Below are 16025 nucleotides of genomic sequence, written 5' to 3'. Positions count from 1 at the left end.
TGCTTCGCTGCGCTCGCAATGACGTGGAGATAGAAGGGCTTTAGTAGCACGCATTCATCGCGCCGAGCTTCGGATAGAGCCGGTCGATCGCGGCGATCTCGCTTTTCATCTGCGCGATGATCCAGTCGCGGATCTCGGCGGCGATGGGACGCATGACCCTGTTGCGCGGTGGCAGGAATTCGCAGATGCGGCGCGTGGTCGTCAGCGTGTCGGAGGCCGGCACCAGCGCGCCGGTGAGCAGCCAGTGCGAGGTGACCGTCAGCCAGCCGAGCGCGATGCCTTGGCCGAGCAGCGCGGCCTGCACCACGACGGCATAGTCGGTGAAGCTGAGCGCCTTGGCCGCGCCACGGCGCCCGGTGAGGAGTGAAGCGTAATCCGCGGCCCAGTCGCCCGGCGTCTCAGCGAGACGGATGATGGTGTTGCCCTCGGCGGGATCAGTCTCGCCGAGATAGCCGGGGCTGCACATCGGCAGCATCACTTCCTTCATCACCAACGTGCCGCCGGATGACGGCTCGTCGCGGTCGCGGAAGCGCATGCCGAGATCGACATTCTCGACCGGCCCGCGCAGCACGCCGGAGATCAGCTGGAAGCGCAGATCGACCTGTGGAAACTGTTTCTGCAGCTTGTCGATGCGCGGCATCAGCCAGTGTGTGGTGAAGGCGGAGGAGACCGACAGCGTCACCGTCTCGGTGCCCTTGCGGCGCCGCTCGATCTCGACGAGCCCGCTCTCGATGCTGCGGAAGCCTTCGAGCACGCGGCGATACAAGAGCTCGCCTTCCTCGGTGAGCACCGCGCGGCCTGCCTTTCGGTCAAACAGCCGCACGCCGAGATGCTCCTCGAACTGGCCGAGCATCCGGCTCACCGCAGGCTGCGTCACGTTCAATTCGGCGGCTGCCGCCGTGAAGCTGCCATTGCGCGCCGCTGCGTCGAAGACGAACAGGGCGTTACTGGACGGCAGCATGCGGCGCAGCTCTGGCATAACGTCATGTTATGAGCGCGGTGAGAATTTGGCAATTGCCGAGTTTTCGCAAGTCTGGTGTCATCGATATGACAGCCCAAAGATAGGGGCGCGAAGGAAGATTTGCTGCAGCGCACGGTTCGGCCGTGGCCGCACGGAATCCCTGTCTATAAAGCAGGCTTATGGCGCGCAGCGAGGCACGCCAGCTAGGGACATGGCGAGGTCGATCGTTGGACAAGCGAGCGGAAAGCGTCGAGATCAGGTCCGCCAGTAAGGCCTATGGCGCCGTTCGCGCCCTCGACGACGTTTCGCTCACTGTCGGCGCCGGCGAATTCGTCTCACTGCTCGGCCCCTCCGGCTCCGGCAAGACCACGCTGCTCGGCATTCTGGGCGGCTTCATCCTGCCGACCTCAGGCACGATTCTGTTCGGCGGCCGCGACGTCACCTATATGCCGCCGCACAAGCGCGATATCGGCGTCGTGTTCCAGAACTATGCGCTGTTTCCGCATATGAGCGTCGGCGAGAACGTCGCCTTTCCGCTGCGCGCGCGGCGCCTGCCGAAGTCCTGCTGGCCAGACAAGGTGCGCGCGGCGCTCGGCATGGTCGGCCTTGCCGGCTATGAGGAGCGTGGCATCGCCCAGCTCTCCGGCGGCCAGCGGCAGCGTGTGGCGTTGGCGCGCGCCATGATCTTCGAGCCGCGCCTGATCCTGATGGACGAGCCGCTCTCCGCGCTCGACAAGCAGCTGCGCGAATCCATGCAGATCGAGCTGCGCGCGCTGCATCGGCGCATTGGCGCCACCATAATCTACGTCACCCATGACCAGCGCGAGGCGCTGACCATGAGCGACCGCGTCGCGGTGATGAAGGACGGCAGGTTGATCCAGATCGACAAGCCTGAGCGCCTGCACGATCATCCCGCCGATTCCTTCGTCGCCAGCTTCATCGGCGAAGCCACGATGCTGCCGGTCTGCCGCGTCGATGCTTCCAGCGTCGCGCTCGGCAATTCATTGCTGCGTAGCGCCCGCGCGATTCCCTCGGGCGATGCGCTCATGCTCGCCGTGCACAGCGAAAAGCTTCTGATCGACGATGGCGCGCAGGACGCGGGCTGCAACCGGCTGACCGGGACCGTCACCGACATCGTCTACCAGGGCGAGAGCCTGCGCATCTTCCTGGCGCTCGCCGACGGCATCGCGCTCAGCCTGCGCCAGCCGAGCCATCACCTGGCCTACAGCCGCATCCCGCCGCTCGGCGGCAGCCTCACAGTCACCCTTCACCCCGAGGACACCATCGTCGTGCCGAGGGTGGAATGAAGAGGGTGGACTGAATCCAGCCTCATCCAACCGAGAGAAGAAACCAAAATGTCGACCCCAGCCGCGTTCAGCAATTTCAAGGTCCTCACCTTCGACGTCGTCGGCACCTTGATCGACTTCGAAACCGGCGTGCTCGAAGCCGTGCGCAAGATCGGAGGCAAGAAGGCGGCCGAGCTCAGCGACGAGCAAATCTTCGAGCCCTACAAGCGTGGCCGCGACAAGCATTACGAGCGCTCGAGCGAGGTGATGTTCCATGTCTATCGCCATCTCGCCACCGAACTCGGCCTGCCAGCGGACGATGCCTCCTGCGACATGTTCCAGCTCTCGGTGCTGCGCTGGGGACCGTTCCCGGATTCGGTCGAAGCGCTCAGGCGTCTGCGCACCAAATTCCGCCTGGTCGCGATGACCAACGCCGACCGCGTCGCGCTGTCCTGCTACGCGCATGCGCTCGGCAATCCCTTCGACGACACGGTCTGCGCCGACGACACCGGTGTCGCCAAACCCAATCCGGAGTTCTTCGCCTACAACAAGGGCCGCCAGTCCGCCTTCGGCTACAAGCAGTCGGACATTCTGCATGTCGCGCAGAGCCAGTATCACGACATCGGGATCGCGCGGAAGCTCGGCTACAAGGTGTGCTGGATCGAACGCCGCCAGGGCATTGACGGCTTCGGCGGCACGCCGGCCGTGGAGACGCTGACCAAGCCGGACTTTCATTATCCGACCCTGAAGGCGCTCGCCGACGCCGCGATCGGGCCGGCGGCATAACGGATGAGCTGTGGCATGACACGGGACTGGCGCGCGCTGCCATCGGTCAATTCGCTGTGGGAAGCCACGGCGGCACCGGCGCGCGCGTTTCCCGTGCTCTCGGGTGAGCAACAGGCGGATGTGGTGATCATCGGCGCCGGCTACACCGGCCTCTCCGCCGCGCACCACATCGCCAAAAGCGGGCTCAGCCCCGTCGTGCTCGAGGCCAACCGCCCCGGCTGGGGCGCGAGCGGGCGCAATGGCGGGGTGATCACGGCGAAGTTCCGCCTGTCCTTCCGCGAGATCGATGCCGTGCACGGCCGCGACATGGCACGGCGCATGTACGAGATCGCGCATGAATCGACCGACATGGTCGAGGAGCTGGTCTCCGAGTTCGGCATCACCAGCGCGAACCTTGTGCGCACCGGCCAGGTCAAGGCCGCGCACAATGAAGCGACACTCAAGGCCGCGATCGACGAGGCCAACTGGATGACGCGCGAGATGGGCTCGGCCGCGGTTCGCATTCTCGACAAGAACGGCGTGCGTGAGGAGACCGGCTCCGAGATCTTTGTCGGCGGTGTGCACAATCCTGGTTCGGGCGGCATCCATCCGCTGAACTATCTGCGCGGCCTCGCAGACGGCGTGGCGAGCCGCGGCGTTCCGATCTACCAGGAATCGCCGGTGGTGCGACTACGCAAGGAGAGCGGCGGCATCGTCGCCGAGACGCCGCAAGGCGCCGTGCGCGCCAGGCAGGCGATCATCGCCACCAACAGCTATTCGGATTTGACCGGCGCCACCGCGCATCTGCAGCGCACGCTGATCCCCTTCCGCAGCGCCATCATTGCGACCGAGCAGTTGCCGCGCAATCTCGCAGGGCGGCTGATGCCGACGGGGCGCACCTACACCGAGACCAAGCGCATGATGCGCTGGTTCCGCATGGTCGACAACCGCGTCGTCTTCGGCGGCCGCGGCGCCTTCGGCAAGCAGGATTCGCAGGCCGCGTTCGACGCCTTGCGCAAGGCGATGGTCGGCATCTTCCCCGATCTCGCCGATGTTCCGCTCGCATACAAATGGTCGGGCCTCGTCGCCATGACGCTGGACTCGGTGCCGCATATCGGCCGGCTCGACGACCGCACGCTGTTCTCGGTCGGTTACAACGGCGCTGGCGTTGCGATGTCGAGCCTGATGGGCTGCTATCTCGCCGCCTTCGTGCGCGGCGAGACGCCCGACGTCGGCCTGCTCGATGCGCGACGCTTGAAGGCGATCCCATTCTATCCGCTGCGTGAGCCCGCCGTGCGCATGGTGGCGGGCTGGTACCAGTTTCTCGATGCGATCGGTCAGTGAGATCTATTTGGAGGAGGCGAGGATGACCATGAAGCGGACTATTGGAATGGGCTGCGCGCTGCTGGGCGCAATCGGACTGACCAGTGCGGCCGATGCCGCCGAACAGATCACCTTCGTCTCGCAGGGCGGGGCCTATCAGCAGGCGCAGACGGTGGCGATCCTCGATCCCTCAGCCAAGAAGCTCGGCATCACCATCAACCAGGACTCCATTCCCGACGCCTGGCCCGCGATCAAGACCCAGGTCGGCAGCGGCAAGCCGATCTGGGATGTCGTCGACACCCCGACCGGCAACTGCCTGCGCGGCGGCGAGCAGGGGCTGATCGAGAAGCTCGACTTTTCGAAGATTCCCAACGGCGCGGCGATGCCGGAGGCCTATCGCAGTCCCTATTCGGTGTCCTACGAGTTCTATTCCAGCGTGCTGTCCTACAGCCTGAAGACCTTCCCGAAGGAGGCGCCGAACAGCTGGGCCGATTTTTGGGACGTGAAGAAATTCCCCGGCCGCCGCGCGCTGCGCAACCACCCGTTCGCGACGCTCGAAGCCGCGTTGATGGCCGACGGCGTCGCGCCCGACAAGCTCTATCCGCTCGACGTCGATCGCGCCTTCAAGAAGCTGGAGGAGATCAAGCCGCATATCACGGTGTGGTGGACCTCGGGCGCGCAGTCGGCGCAGCTGCTCAATGACGGCGAGGTCGACATGGAGATGGCCTGGAACGGCCGCGTCAGTGCCGTCGCCAAGGAGGGCGCCAAGGTCGCCTTTACCTACAACCAGGGCATCCTGCAGAGCACCTCGCTCTGCATCCTCAAGGGTGCGCCGAATCTCGCCACGGCGGTGAAGTTCCTCAACGAGGCCGTGGATCCCGTGCACCAGGCCAATCTGCCGCTGCACATCGACTATGGCCCGGGCAATCCGAACGCCTTCGAGACGGGCGTGATCAAGCCCGAGCGTGCCGCGCAATTGCCGAGCGAGCCGGCCAACGCCGCCAAGCAGGCGCTGATGTCCTACGCCTGGTGGTCCTCGCCCGCAGGCGAAGCCGCCGAGAAGCGCTGGGCATCGTTCATGCAGAAGTGAGGAGGCAGCGTTGACGACATCCGTGCCAGATCCCTCCCAGAAGCATCAGCGCCGCGAGCACGGCTTGATGCTGGCATTGGTGTCGCCGGCGCTGCTGGTGATCCTGGCTCTGATCGTGCTGCCGGTCGGCTGGCTGGCCTGGCAGTCGATCTATCATGACGGCTTCACGCTGGAGAACTATCGCCGCGTCTTCACCGAGGACGTCTACTGGCGCAGCTTTGCGCTGACCTTCGAGATCAGCCTCGCGGTCACAGTGATCGCGTTGCTGCTCGGCTATCCCGTGGCCTATCTCGCCAATTCGGTGCCCAAGGGATGGAGCATCCTCATCCTCTCGCTGGTGGTGCTGCCGTTCTGGACCAGCGTGCTGGTGCGCGCCTATGCCTGGCTGGCGCTGCTGCAGCGCAGCGGCGTGATCAACCAGTTCCTGCGCTACCTCGATGTGATCTCCGAGCCGCTCGCGTTGGTCCACAACACGTTCGGCACGGTGGTTGCGACCGTGCACATCCTGCTGCCGTTCATGGTGCTGCCGCTTTATGCCGCGATGCAGAAGATTCCGAACGACCTGATGCAGGCCGGCGCCAGTCTCGGTGCGAGCCCGTCGCTGACCTTCTTCCGCGTGTTCCTGCCGCTGTCACTGCCGGGCGTGCTCGCGGGCTGCACCATGGTGTTCGTGCTCTGCCTCGGCTTCTACATCACGCCGGAGCTGCTCGGCGGCGGGCGCACGGTCATGGTGTCCATGCTGGTGAGCCGCAATGTCGAGCTCTACAATCAATTCGGGGCGGCGAGCGCGGTCGCGGTGGTGCTGCTTCTTGGCGTGCTCGTGATCTTCTTCATCGTCAGCCGCTTCATTTCGCTCGATCGTGTGTTGGGGCAGAAATGATGCGCGCCTCGCCCGCACGGATCGCCCTCTACGTGATCAGCGCGCTGGTGCTGATCTATCTGATCCTCCCCGTTCTGATCATCGCGCCGATCTCTTTCTCCAGCGCGCGCTTTCTGACGTTCCCGCCGCCGTCCTTTTCGCTGCGCTGGTACCAGCAATATTTCTCAAATCCCGCCTGGATGCAGGCAACGCGGGTGACGCTGACGGTCGCCCTCCTCACCGTCGTGATCGCGACCCCGTTCGGGGTGGCCGCCGCCTATGCCATCAGCCAGTCGAAGCTACGGATCATGCGGTTGATCCATATGGCGCTGCTGCTGCCGCTGGTGGTTCCGATCATCATCACCGCGGTGGGTATCTTCTTCGTCTATGCCAAGATCGGCCTGGTCGCGACCATGCCCGGTCTTGTGCTGGCCAACGTGATGCTGGGGTTGCCTTATGTCGTGATTTCGGTGCTTGCGGGCCTGCAGAGCTTCGATCCGGCGCAGGAGATGGTGGCGCGCAGCCTCGGCATGAACCGGCTGCGCAGTTTCTTCGCCGTGACGCTGCCGCAGATCAAGTCCAGCGTGGTCGCCGGGGGCATCTTTGCCTTCATCTCGGCGATGGACGAGACCATCGTCGCGCTGTTCATCTCCGGCGGCCAGTACCAGCCGCTGACCAAGCGCATGTTCACCGCGCTGCGCGACGAGATCGACCCGACCATCGCCGCGATCTCGACCTTGATGACGGCGGCCTCATTCATGCTGGTGCTGCTGGCGAGCGCGCGACAGAAGCGGAGCGGGTGAGGGGAGTTATTGTCTTCCCGGCGAAAGCAAGGACTCACTACCCCAGCGAGATGTTGTTGTACGAGCCGATAGCGCCGAACCATCGCGCTTCGATGGGGCGGCATGCTCGAGCGTCATCTGCGGGTCCAGTTCATGGATCGCTGCCGCACGGGGCTGTAGTGCAAACGGCAGGGACAGGCATGACGCCTGCGCAGGCTGCGAGAAGCCTTTCGACCTTGCGCACGCTCCCGGCCTGTCTTAGGCCAGTTCCCGAACACGTGCGCATCGCCGAAGTCTCGAGGGAGCCGACATGACCATTCGCAACACCCGCACCGGGGGCCAGATCCTGATCGATCAGCTCGTCGCCCAGGGCGTCGAGCGCGTCACCTGCGTGCCGGGCGAGAGCTATCTGGCGGCGCTCGATGCACTGCATGACAGTCCGATCGACGTCGTGATCTGCCGCGCCGAAGGCGGCGCGGCGATGATGGCGGAGGCTTATGGCAAGCTCACGGGCCGGCCCGGAATCTGCTTCGTCACGCGCGGCCCGGGTGCCACCAATGCCAGCCACGGCGTCCACATCGCGATGCAGGATTCGACCCCGATGATTCTGTTCGTCGGCCAGGTCGACACCGGCATGCGCGAGCGCGAAGCGTTCCAGGAGCTCGACTACAAGGCGGTGTTCGGCTCCATGGCCAAATGGGCGGTCGAGATCGATCGTCCCGACCGCATTCCGGAGCTGGTGGCGCGCGCCTTCCGCGTCGCCATGCAGGGCCGCCCCGGTCCCGTGGTGATCGCGCTGCCGGAAAACATGCTGACCGAGACCGCGGCGGTTGCCGATGCCATGCGCATCGAGCCGGCCGTGAGCTGGCCGGCGCCGGCCGACATCGAGAAGCTCGGCGCCATGCTGGCCGGCGCCAGGGCGCCGCTCGTCATCCTCGGCGGCTCGCGCTGGACCGACGAGGCGACCAGGAGCATTGCGGGCTTCGCCGAGCGATTCGACCTGCCGGTCGCGACCTCGTTCCGCCGCGCCTCGCTGATCGATGCGGATCATTCGCACTATGCCGGCGACCTCGGCATCGGGCCGAGCCCCGGCCTCAAGGCGCGCATCGAGAATGCCGACGTCCTCCTGCTGATCGGCGGCCGCATGTCCGAGATGCCGTCCTCGTCCTATACGCTGCTCGACATTCCCAATCCGAAGCAGAGGCTGATCCATGTGCATCCGGGCTCCGAGGAGCTCGGCCGCGTCTATCAGCCGGCGCTGGCGATCCAGGCGACGCCGGCCGCCTTTGCTGGCGCCGTCGCGACGCTGAAGCCTTCGGGCACGGTGGCGTGGAAGGGCGAAGCCGCCAAGGCGCACGCCGATTATCTCGCCTGGACCGAGAAGGCGCGCGAGCTGCCGGGCAGGTTCCAGTACGGCGAGGTGATGACCTGGCTGCGCGACCGCCTGCCGAAGGACGCGATCATTTGCAACGGTGCCGGCAACTACGCCGGCTGGATCCATCGCCATCACCGCTTCCACAGCTTTGCCGCCCAGCTCGCGCCGACCTCGGGCTCGATGGGTTACGGCGTGCCGGCGGGCGTGCTGGCAAAACGGCAATATCCGGACCGCGTTGTCGTCGCCTTTGCCGGCGATGGCTGCTTCCTGATGAACGGCCAGGAATTCGCGACAGCCGTGCAGTATGACGCGCCGCTGATCGTCGTCATCATCGACAATTCGCAATACGGCACCATCCGCATGCACCAGGAGCGCGACTATCCCGGCCGCGTCGTCGGCACCCAGCTCAGGAATCCGGACTTTGCGATGTATGCGAAGGCGTTCGGCGGCCATGGCGAGCGTGTCGAGCGCACCGAAGAGTTCGCACCCGCCTTCGAGCGCGCGCTGGCTTCGGGCAAGCCGTCGATCCTCCACTGCATCATCGATCCCAGGGCGATCTCGGTCGGCAAGGATTTTGTCCCGGCGGTGAAAGCCTAGAGCGATGCCTGAAGGCCGCCACGTCGCCATCATCGGAGCCGGCGCGATCGGCGTGATCAGCGCCATCGAGGCGCTGCGCGAGGGGCATCGCGTCACGCTGATCGATCCCGGCGAGCCCGGCGGCGAACAGGCGGCGAGCTATGGCAATGCCGGCTGGCTGTCGTCACATTCGGTGATTCCGCCCGCCGAGCCCGGCGTCTGGAAGAAGGTGCCGGGCTATCTCATGAATCCGCTCGGCCCGCTCGCGATCCGCTGGTCTTACTTGCCGAAGGCGCTGCCTTGGCTGATCAAGTATCTGCTGTCGGGCTGGACCGCAGCGCGGGTCGAGACGACGGCGTTCGCGCTGCGCGATCTCCTCAAGGACGCGCCGCTGCTGCACAGGAAGCTCGCGGAAGAAGCCGGCGTCCCCGAGCTGATCGAGCGCAACGGCGTGATGCACGTGTTCACCTCGCGCGGCAATTTCGACAACGATCTCGGCTGGCGCCTGCGCAGGAAGGTCGGCGTCGAATGGCTGGAGCTCAATGCCGACGAAATGCGCCAGCGCGAGCCGGACCTGCATCCGCGCTACACCTTTGGCGTGGTGGTGGAGGAGGCCGGGCGTTGCCGCGATCCCGGCGCTTACGTTGCTGCGCTCGCCAATCATGCGATTGCCAGCGGCGCGAAGCACCTGCGTGCCAAGGCGACCGGGTTGAGGCTCAACGGCGGCAAGCTCGTCGCGGTCGTCACCGAAACCGGCGAGATCGCATGCGATGCCGCGGTGGTCGCGGCGGGTGCCCGCTCGAAGCAGCTCACCGCCTCGATCGGCGATCCCCTCCCGCTCGAGACCGAGCGCGGCTATCATGTCGTGATCGAGAATCCGGAAGCAGGCCCGCGCAGCTCGATGATGGCCTCCGACGCCAAGATGGTGGTGAACTGGACCAACAAGGGCCTGCGCGCCGCCGGCACGGTCGAGATCGCCGGCCTCGAGGCCGCGCCGAACTGGAAGCGCGCCGAGATTCTGCGCAATCACCTCGTCAGCATGTTCCCGAAACTGCCGAAGGACATTCCGGCCTCGCGCGTCAAGACCTGGTTCGGGCATCGGCCGAGCATGCCGGACGGACGGCCCTGCATCGGCTCTGCGCGCGCCTCGCGCGACATCGTCTACGCGTTCGGCCACGGCCATGTCGGCCTGGTCGGCTCGGCCCGCACCGGTCGTCTGGTCGCCCAGCTCGTGAGCGGCAAGGCGCCGGAGATTCCGCTCGCGCCGTTCGCGCCCGATCGTTTCCTCTGAGAGCGCAACCATGACCAATCCTGGCAACTCCCCCCGCATCGCTCGTGGCGGCAAGGCCATCTATGGCGCGCCGCTCGGCATCCTGATGCTGGAGGCGCGCTTTCCCCGCATTCCCGGCGACATGGGCAACGGCACGACCTGGCCATTCCCGGTGCTCTATCGCGTGGTGAGCGGCGCATCGCCCGAGAAGGTGGTGCTGAAGGGCGCGGCCGGCCTCTTGCCCGACTTCATCGATGCGGCGAAGGACCTGGTGCGGCTCGGGGCGGAGGCCATCACCACCAATTGCGGCTTCCTCTCGCTGTTCCAGAAGGAGATCGCGGCAGCCGTCGGCGTTCCCGTCGCGACCTCCTCGCTGATGCAGGTCCCGTGGGTGCAGGCGACTCTGCCGCCGGGCAAGCGCGTCGGCCTCGTCACGGTGTCGGGCTCGACCTTGACGCCGGCCCATCTCGAAGGTGCCGGCGTGCCGCTCGACACGCCGCTGGTCGGCACCGAGAACGGCAAGGAGTTCTTCCGTGTCCTGATCAAGGCCGAGAAGGACGACATGGACATAGCGCAAGCCGAGCGCGACGTGGTCGAGGCCGGCAAGGAGCTCGTCGCCAGACATCCCGATGTCGGCGCCATCGTGCTCGAATGCACCAACATGCCACCTTATGCCGCCGCGCTTCAGGCCGAGGTCGGATTGCCGGTCTACGACATCTATTCCATGATCATCTGGTTTCATGCCGGGCTGCGCCCGCGCGTCTTTGCGTGAACATGCCCGAGATCGTCCCAATGTATTGAGGGAGACCATGAAGCTATCCGGCAAGGTCGCAGCCATCACCGGCGCCGCGCGCGGCATCGGCAAGGCCTGCGCGAAGAGATTTTTGGACGACGGCGCCAAGGTCGTCATCTCCGACGTCCATGCCGAGGGCCTCGCCGCCACGGCCGCCGAGCTTGGCCGGCCGGATGCGCTGCGCACGATCGTCGGCAATGTCGCCAAGCGTGCGGACGTGGATCAGTTGCTGGCAACCGCGGTGAAGGAGTTCGGCCGGCTCGACATCATGGTCAACAATGCCGGCGTCGCCCGAAACCGCGACATCCTCGACATCACCGAAGAGGAATTCGACGAGATCATCGGCATCAATCTGAAAGGCGCGTTCTTCGGCGTGCAGGCGGCGGCGAGGCAAATGATCGCGCAAGGCGGCGGCGGGGTCATCATCAACATGTCCTCGGTGAACGCGCTGCTGGCGATCCCGGCGCTTGCGACCTACGCGATGTCGAAGGGCGGCATGAAGCAGCTGACCTCCGTCGCCGCCGTCGCGCTCGCCCCGCACAACATCCGCGTCGTCGCGGTCGGCCCGGGCACGATTTTGACCGACATGGTGGCGTCGTCGATCTACACCTCCGAGGATGCGCGCAAGACCGTGCTGTCACGCACGCCCGCGGGCCGCGGCGGCGAGCCGAGCGAGGTGGCCTCCGTCGTGGCGTTCCTGGCCAGCGACGATGCGTCCTACATCACCGGGCAGACGATCTATCCGGATGGCGGCCGGCTGGTCCTGAACTACACGGTGCCGGTGAAGGAGAAGTAGGGCCTGGCTGTCTCTCAGTCGTCATGCCCGGGCTTGACCCGCCTGCGCGGTCGAAGCCGCTTCGGCGCGGCGAAGGCCCGGGCATCCACGTCTGTCGGCAGTCTTCGCGCTACGTGGATGGCCGGGACATAGGCGAGCGGAAAGCGACGCCGTCCTTCGGACGGCTATGCCCGGCCATGACGGCGTATCCAACAGCTTCACTCCGCCGCAGCATTGATCCCGTAACCCAGCCGCTTCGAGATGGCGCCCGCACAGTCTCGCAGCGCATGTGCGATCGGGCTGTCCCAGCGCGCGTCGAACGTGCCTTCCGGGCCCATCGCGGTGATGACCAGCGCGACGTGGCCGGAATGATCGAACACCGGCGCGGAGAACGCGTTGACGCCGGGCAGGGGATCGCCGAGCGCACGGGCGAGGCCGTGCTTGCGCACCTCAGCGAGTATCTCGGCGACCTTGGCACCTTTCACGGCGCGCTTCGGGTTGTAGCCGACACCATGGCGGTCGAGGCCGCTGTCGAGCGCGGCGCTGATCGTCTTCTCCGGCAGGAACGCCGCGAAGGCGCGGCCCGTCGCGGTCTCCAGCAGCGCCATCACCGAGCCGACGCGCATCACGATGTGCACCGGCTGGGCCGGCTCTTCCAGCTGCACCACGGTCGGTCCGTGCGTGCCCCAGACCGCGAGCGAGACGGCGTGGCCGATCTGGCTCGCGAGGCCCGCGATCTTCGGGCGCGCGATGCGCACGCCGGAGAGGCGGCGCAGGCTGATCAGGCCGAGCTCCAGCGCCAGCGCGCCGATCTCGTAGCGGCCTGTGGTCTCGTCCTGCTCGATCAGGCCGATGCGGGAGAAGCTGGCGAGATAGGGATGCGCCTTGGCCGGCGTCATGCCGGCTTCGCGGGCGAGATCGCGCAGCATCATCGGCTCGCCGCTGCGGGCGAGCGCGCGGAGCAATTCGCCGCCGACCTCGATCGACTGGATGCCGCGGCTCTCTCTCTTCATGCGCCTCCGATGCGCCTGAGTCCTTGTTTGAGCATGATCTTTTCGGAAAACCGCTGCCCACTTTTCCGGATCATGCTCTACGCCGCGTCGCGCTTGGCGGCGCTGTCGGCAAGATGTCTGCCAGCAATGTAGCCGAAGGTCAGCGCCGGCCCAAGCGTGATGCCGGCACCCGGATAATTGCCGCCCATGATGCTCGCCATGTCGTTGCCGGCGGCATAGAGGCCGGGAATCACCCGGCCCTCGGCGTCGAGCGCCCGCGCGTTCGCGTCGGTGACGATGCCGGCATAGGTGCCGAGATCGCCGATCACCATCTTGATGGCGTAGAACGGCCCATTCTCGATCGGCGCCACGCAAGGATTGGGGCCGTGCAGCGCATCGCCCTGGTAGCGGTTGTAGGCCTTCGAGCCCTTGCCGAAGGCGGCATCCTGGCCTTGTGGCGCCGTCACATTGAACTGCTTGACCGTCTCGGCGAACGCCTTGGCGTCGATCCCGGCTTTCGCCGCCAGCGCTTCCAGTGTGTCGCCGCGCATGAGATAGCCCGTCTTCAAATGATGACCCAGCGGCATCGGGAAGGGCGGTACGCAGCCGAGGCCGTATTTCCGCAGCGTCTTGTGATCGCAGACCAGGAAAGCGGCGATCTCCTCGCCGGGCTTGGCCGCCTTGATCATGGCCTGGACGAAGTCGTGATAGGAATTGCCTTCATTGGCGAAACGCTTGCCGTCGCGCATCACCGCGATCACGCCTGGCTTGGCGCGATCGATGAAGTGCGGCATCACGCCCTTGGAGCCGTCCTTGCGCGTGGTCAGCGACACCGGCACCCAGGCCGCCGCGTTCGGCAGGCGGTCCTCGATGCGGCCGCCGGCGCCTTCCGCAAGGCGCAGGCCGTCGCCGGTGTTGCCCGTAGGCCCAGGCGAATAATGCTCAACGCCGGTCGGCGCATGCGGAAACATCTTCTTGCGCCGCTCGACGTCATGCGGAAAGCCGCCGCAGGCAAGCACGACGCCCTGGCGTGCGCGGACATGCACGTCGCGTCCCTCGCGCGAGACGATGGCGCCGGTCACGGTGCCGTTCTCGACCATCAGCTGCCGCACGGGCGAGGACAGCCACATCGGAATCTTCAGGTCGAGCGCGGACCTTGCGAGGCGGCCTGCGAGCGCATTGCCGTTGGTGAGCGTCATGCCGCGGCCATAGCGTAGCACGTCCATGAGATGCCGCGTCAGGCGCTTGGCGACATAGACCGCCGAGGTCAGCGACTTCGTGACGCGCATGAAGTGGATGATCTCCTTGCCGCTTCCCAGCATCATGCCGAACACGGTGAGTTCGGGCAGCGGCATGCCGAGCGATTTGATGAGATCGCCGAGCTCGCGGCCGTCGAACGGGCGCGTCACCATGGAGCGGCCGCCCTGGGCGCCGCCGGGCGCCTCAGCGTGGTAATCGGGAAAGACCAGCGGCATGTCGAAGCGCAGCGCCGTCTTGGTGGTGAAGAAATCGACCGCTTCAGGGCCGGCACTCAGGAAGGCATCGACGCGTGCCGCGTCGTAATTGTTGCCGGCCTCGTGCCGCAGATACGTGCGGGCCTGTTCCGGCGCCTCCTCGATGCCGTAAGCCTTCGCCAGCGAGGTGCCGGGAATCCAGAGCCAGCCGCCGGAGCGGGCTGTGGTGCCGCCGAAGCGCGGCTCCTTCTCGACGATCAGCACGTCGAGCCCGCGATAGCGCGCGGTGATCGCGGCCGACATGCCGGAGCAACCCGATCCGGCCACGAGCACGTCGCACTCGTAAGTCTCGATGGCGTCATGCTCGGTGCCGGTCATGTCTCACCTCACTTCTTCAGGAGCGGACATTTGGATTCGGAGACCGGGCGGAAGGCATCTTCGCCCTTCACGGTCTTGACGATGTCCAGATAATCCCACGGCTCCTTGGACTGCTCGGGCTTTTTCACCTTGGCGAGATACATGTCGCGGATGACACGGCCGTCCTCGCGCAACTTGCCGCCGTGGACGAAGATATCCTCGATCGGCAGCTCGCGCATCTTGGCCATCACCTTGGCGGAATCGTCGGTGCCGGCCGCCTTGATCGCCTTGAGATAATGCAGCACCGAGCCGTAGACGCCGGTCTGGATCATGGTCGGCATCACCTTGGTGCGCTCGTAGAACTTCTTCGACCAGGCGCGGGTGGCCTCATCCATGGCCCAGTAGGACGCCGTGGTCATATAGGTGCCCTGCGCGGCCTTCAGGCCGATGGCGTGCACGTCGGTGTCGAACATCAACAGGCCGACCAGCTTCTGGCCGCCCTGGACCAGGCCAAATTCGCCGGATTGCTTGATGGCGTTGTCGGTGTCCTGGCCGGCATTGGCGAAGGCGACCACGTCGGATTTCGAGCTCTGCGCCTGCAGCGCGAAGGAGGAGAAATCGGCGGTGTTGGTCGGATGCTTGACGCCGCCGAGCACCTTGCCGCCCATCTCGTTGATGAAGCGCGTGGCGTCCTTCTCGAGCTGCTGGCCGAAGGCGTAGTCGGCCGTGATGAAGTACCAGGACTTGCCGCCTTCCCGGATCACGGCGGAGGCCGTCACCTTCGACAGCGCATAAGTGTCGTAGGTGAAATGCACGGTGTTCGGGCTGCAAAGCTCGTCGGTCAGCGAGCTCGCGCCGGGACCGGAGAGCAGGGCGATCTTGCCGCGCTCGCGCACCATGTTGTGCACGGCGATCGCGATGCCGGAATTGGGGATGTCGACGACGGCGTCGACCTTGCCGTTGTCGAACCAGCCGCGGACGATCTGCACGCCGACGTCGGTCTTCATCTGATGGTCGGCGCTGATGATCTCGATCGGCTTGCCGAGCACGGTCGGCCCGAATTCCTCCACGGCCATCTTGGCGGCCTCGACCGAGCCCGGCCCAGAATTGTCGCGGCCCCAGCTCGACAGGTCCGTCAGCACGCCGATCCGCACCACGTCGTCGGACACTTGCGCGGTCGCCGCAGTGGTCATGGCAGCCGAAGTCATGGCCGCGAGCATGGTGCAGGCCAAGAGCCCTCTCATTGCCGTTTCCTCTCTTATTCGCCGCTTGGCGCGGCAGGATTGTTTGTGGTAGTTAGATATTAACAGATGAGTTTGTCAATAGCGAATAGCAGCTAGGCGGGATCTGCCGTTGCGGCACCCAAG

14 protein-coding genes are annotated in these 16025 nt (G+C 65.8%); 10 read left to right on the top strand and 4 right to left on the bottom strand.

Annotation, left to right across the window (positions count from 1 at the left end; all coding sequences use genetic code 11):
• Positions 1-40 precede the first annotated feature (40 nt).
• Positions 41-979, bottom strand: a complete 939-nt coding sequence (locus HZZ13_RS28540; protein WP_197962848.1) for a LysR family transcriptional regulator — start codon at positions 977-979, stop codon at positions 41-43.
• A gap of 209 nt (positions 980-1188) precedes the next feature.
• Between HZZ13_RS28540 and HZZ13_RS28535 the strand changes: the two genes are divergently transcribed.
• From HZZ13_RS28535 to HZZ13_RS28490, 10 genes are all read left to right on the top strand, one after another.
• Positions 1189-2268 carry an ABC transporter ATP-binding protein gene (locus HZZ13_RS28535; RefSeq protein WP_197962847.1) on the top strand — a complete coding sequence of 360 codons (1080 nt, stop codon included), beginning with the start codon at positions 1189-1191 and terminating at the stop codon, positions 2266-2268.
• A 48-nt stretch (positions 2269-2316) separates the two neighbouring features.
• Positions 2317-3033: an HAD family hydrolase gene (locus tag HZZ13_RS28530; RefSeq protein WP_197962846.1), complete on the top strand. Its 717-nt coding sequence runs from the start codon at positions 2317-2319 to the stop codon at positions 3031-3033.
• 15 nt (positions 3034-3048) lie between these two features.
• Positions 3049-4356: an NAD(P)/FAD-dependent oxidoreductase gene (locus HZZ13_RS28525; protein ID WP_246504579.1), complete on the top strand. Its 1308-nt coding sequence runs from the start codon at positions 3049-3051 to the stop codon at positions 4354-4356.
• Positions 4357-4378: 22 nt separating this feature from the next.
• A complete protein-coding gene (locus HZZ13_RS28520; RefSeq protein WP_197962844.1) occupies positions 4379-5425 on the top strand; it encodes an ABC transporter substrate-binding protein in 1047 nt (348 codons plus the stop codon).
• 67 nt (positions 5426-5492) lie between these two features.
• Positions 5493-6305, top strand: a complete 813-nt coding sequence (locus HZZ13_RS28515) for an ABC transporter permease (RefSeq protein WP_197962865.1) — start codon at positions 5493-5495, stop codon at positions 6303-6305.
• Positions 6302-7087 carry an ABC transporter permease gene (locus tag HZZ13_RS28510; protein ID WP_197962843.1) on the top strand — a complete coding sequence of 262 codons (786 nt, stop codon included), beginning with the start codon at positions 6302-6304 and terminating at the stop codon, positions 7085-7087. The genes HZZ13_RS28515 and HZZ13_RS28510 overlap by 4 nt, the downstream gene beginning before the upstream one ends.
• Before the next feature lie 289 nt (positions 7088-7376).
• Positions 7377-9038 (top strand): thiamine pyrophosphate-binding protein, encoded by a 1662-nt coding sequence (locus HZZ13_RS28505; RefSeq protein ID WP_197962842.1) that lies wholly within the window; start codon positions 7377-7379, stop codon positions 9036-9038.
• A 4-nt stretch (positions 9039-9042) separates the two neighbouring features.
• A complete protein-coding gene (locus tag HZZ13_RS28500; protein WP_197962841.1) occupies positions 9043-10308 on the top strand; it encodes an NAD(P)/FAD-dependent oxidoreductase in 1266 nt (421 codons plus the stop codon).
• A gap of 10 nt (positions 10309-10318) precedes the next feature.
• Entirely contained in the window at positions 10319-11059 is a 741-nt protein-coding gene (locus HZZ13_RS28495) for an aspartate/glutamate racemase family protein (protein ID WP_197962840.1), read from the top strand.
• A gap of 37 nt (positions 11060-11096) precedes the next feature.
• Positions 11097-11876: an SDR family NAD(P)-dependent oxidoreductase gene (locus HZZ13_RS28490; RefSeq protein ID WP_197962839.1), complete on the top strand. Its 780-nt coding sequence runs from the start codon at positions 11097-11099 to the stop codon at positions 11874-11876.
• 197 nt (positions 11877-12073) lie between these two features.
• Here HZZ13_RS28490 and HZZ13_RS28485 read toward each other — a convergent pair whose 3' ends face one another.
• From HZZ13_RS28485 to HZZ13_RS28475, 3 genes are all read right to left on the bottom strand, one after another.
• Positions 12074-12868 (bottom strand): IclR family transcriptional regulator, encoded by a 795-nt coding sequence (locus tag HZZ13_RS28485; protein ID WP_197962838.1) that lies wholly within the window; start codon positions 12866-12868, stop codon positions 12074-12076.
• A gap of 77 nt (positions 12869-12945) precedes the next feature.
• A complete protein-coding gene (locus tag HZZ13_RS28480; RefSeq protein ID WP_197962837.1) occupies positions 12946-14679 on the bottom strand; it encodes an FAD-dependent oxidoreductase in 1734 nt (577 codons plus the stop codon).
• A gap of 8 nt (positions 14680-14687) precedes the next feature.
• Positions 14688-15902, bottom strand: a complete 1215-nt coding sequence (locus HZZ13_RS28475) for an ABC transporter substrate-binding protein (RefSeq protein WP_197962836.1) — start codon at positions 15900-15902, stop codon at positions 14688-14690.
• Positions 15903-16025: the final 123 nt, after the last annotated feature.

The sequence above is a fragment of the Bradyrhizobium agreste genome (assembly GCF_016031625.1).
Classification (GTDB): domain Bacteria; phylum Pseudomonadota; class Alphaproteobacteria; order Rhizobiales; family Xanthobacteraceae; genus Bradyrhizobium; species Bradyrhizobium agreste.
The sequence above is the reverse complement of the archived record's forward strand: the minus strand, read 5'-3'. Positions and strand labels throughout refer to the sequence as shown.

What these genes read in the sequence shown, in the direction of transcription:
- HZZ13_RS28540 (WP_197962848.1), bottom strand. Translation starts at nt 979, where the DNA reads ATGCCAGAGCTGCGCCGCATGCTGCCGTCCAGTAACGCCCTGTTCGTC.
- HZZ13_RS28530 (WP_197962846.1), top strand. Translation starts at nt 2,317, where the DNA reads ATGTCGACCCCAGCCGCGTTCAGCAATTTCAAGGTCCTCACCTTCGAC.
- HZZ13_RS28525 (WP_246504579.1), top strand. Translation starts at nt 3,049, where the DNA reads ATGACACGGGACTGGCGCGCGCTGCCATCGGTCAATTCGCTGTGGGAA.
- HZZ13_RS28520 (WP_197962844.1), top strand. Translation starts at nt 4,379, where the DNA reads ATGACCATGAAGCGGACTATTGGAATGGGCTGCGCGCTGCTGGGCGCA.
- HZZ13_RS28515 (WP_197962865.1), top strand. Translation starts at nt 5,493, where the DNA reads ATGCTGGCATTGGTGTCGCCGGCGCTGCTGGTGATCCTGGCTCTGATC.
- HZZ13_RS28510 (WP_197962843.1), top strand. Translation starts at nt 6,302, where the DNA reads ATGATGCGCGCCTCGCCCGCACGGATCGCCCTCTACGTGATCAGCGCG.
- HZZ13_RS28505 (WP_197962842.1), top strand. Translation starts at nt 7,377, where the DNA reads ATGACCATTCGCAACACCCGCACCGGGGGCCAGATCCTGATCGATCAG.
- HZZ13_RS28500 (WP_197962841.1), top strand. Translation starts at nt 9,043, where the DNA reads ATGCCTGAAGGCCGCCACGTCGCCATCATCGGAGCCGGCGCGATCGGC.
- HZZ13_RS28495 (WP_197962840.1), top strand. Translation starts at nt 10,319, where the DNA reads ATGACCAATCCTGGCAACTCCCCCCGCATCGCTCGTGGCGGCAAGGCC.
- HZZ13_RS28490 (WP_197962839.1), top strand. Translation starts at nt 11,097, where the DNA reads ATGAAGCTATCCGGCAAGGTCGCAGCCATCACCGGCGCCGCGCGCGGC.
- HZZ13_RS28485 (WP_197962838.1), bottom strand. Translation starts at nt 12,868, where the DNA reads ATGAAGAGAGAGAGCCGCGGCATCCAGTCGATCGAGGTCGGCGGCGAA.
- HZZ13_RS28480 (WP_197962837.1), bottom strand. Translation starts at nt 14,679, where the DNA reads ATGACCGGCACCGAGCATGACGCCATCGAGACTTACGAGTGCGACGTG.
- HZZ13_RS28475 (WP_197962836.1), bottom strand. Translation starts at nt 15,902, where the DNA reads ATGAGAGGGCTCTTGGCCTGCACCATGCTCGCGGCCATGACTTCGGCT.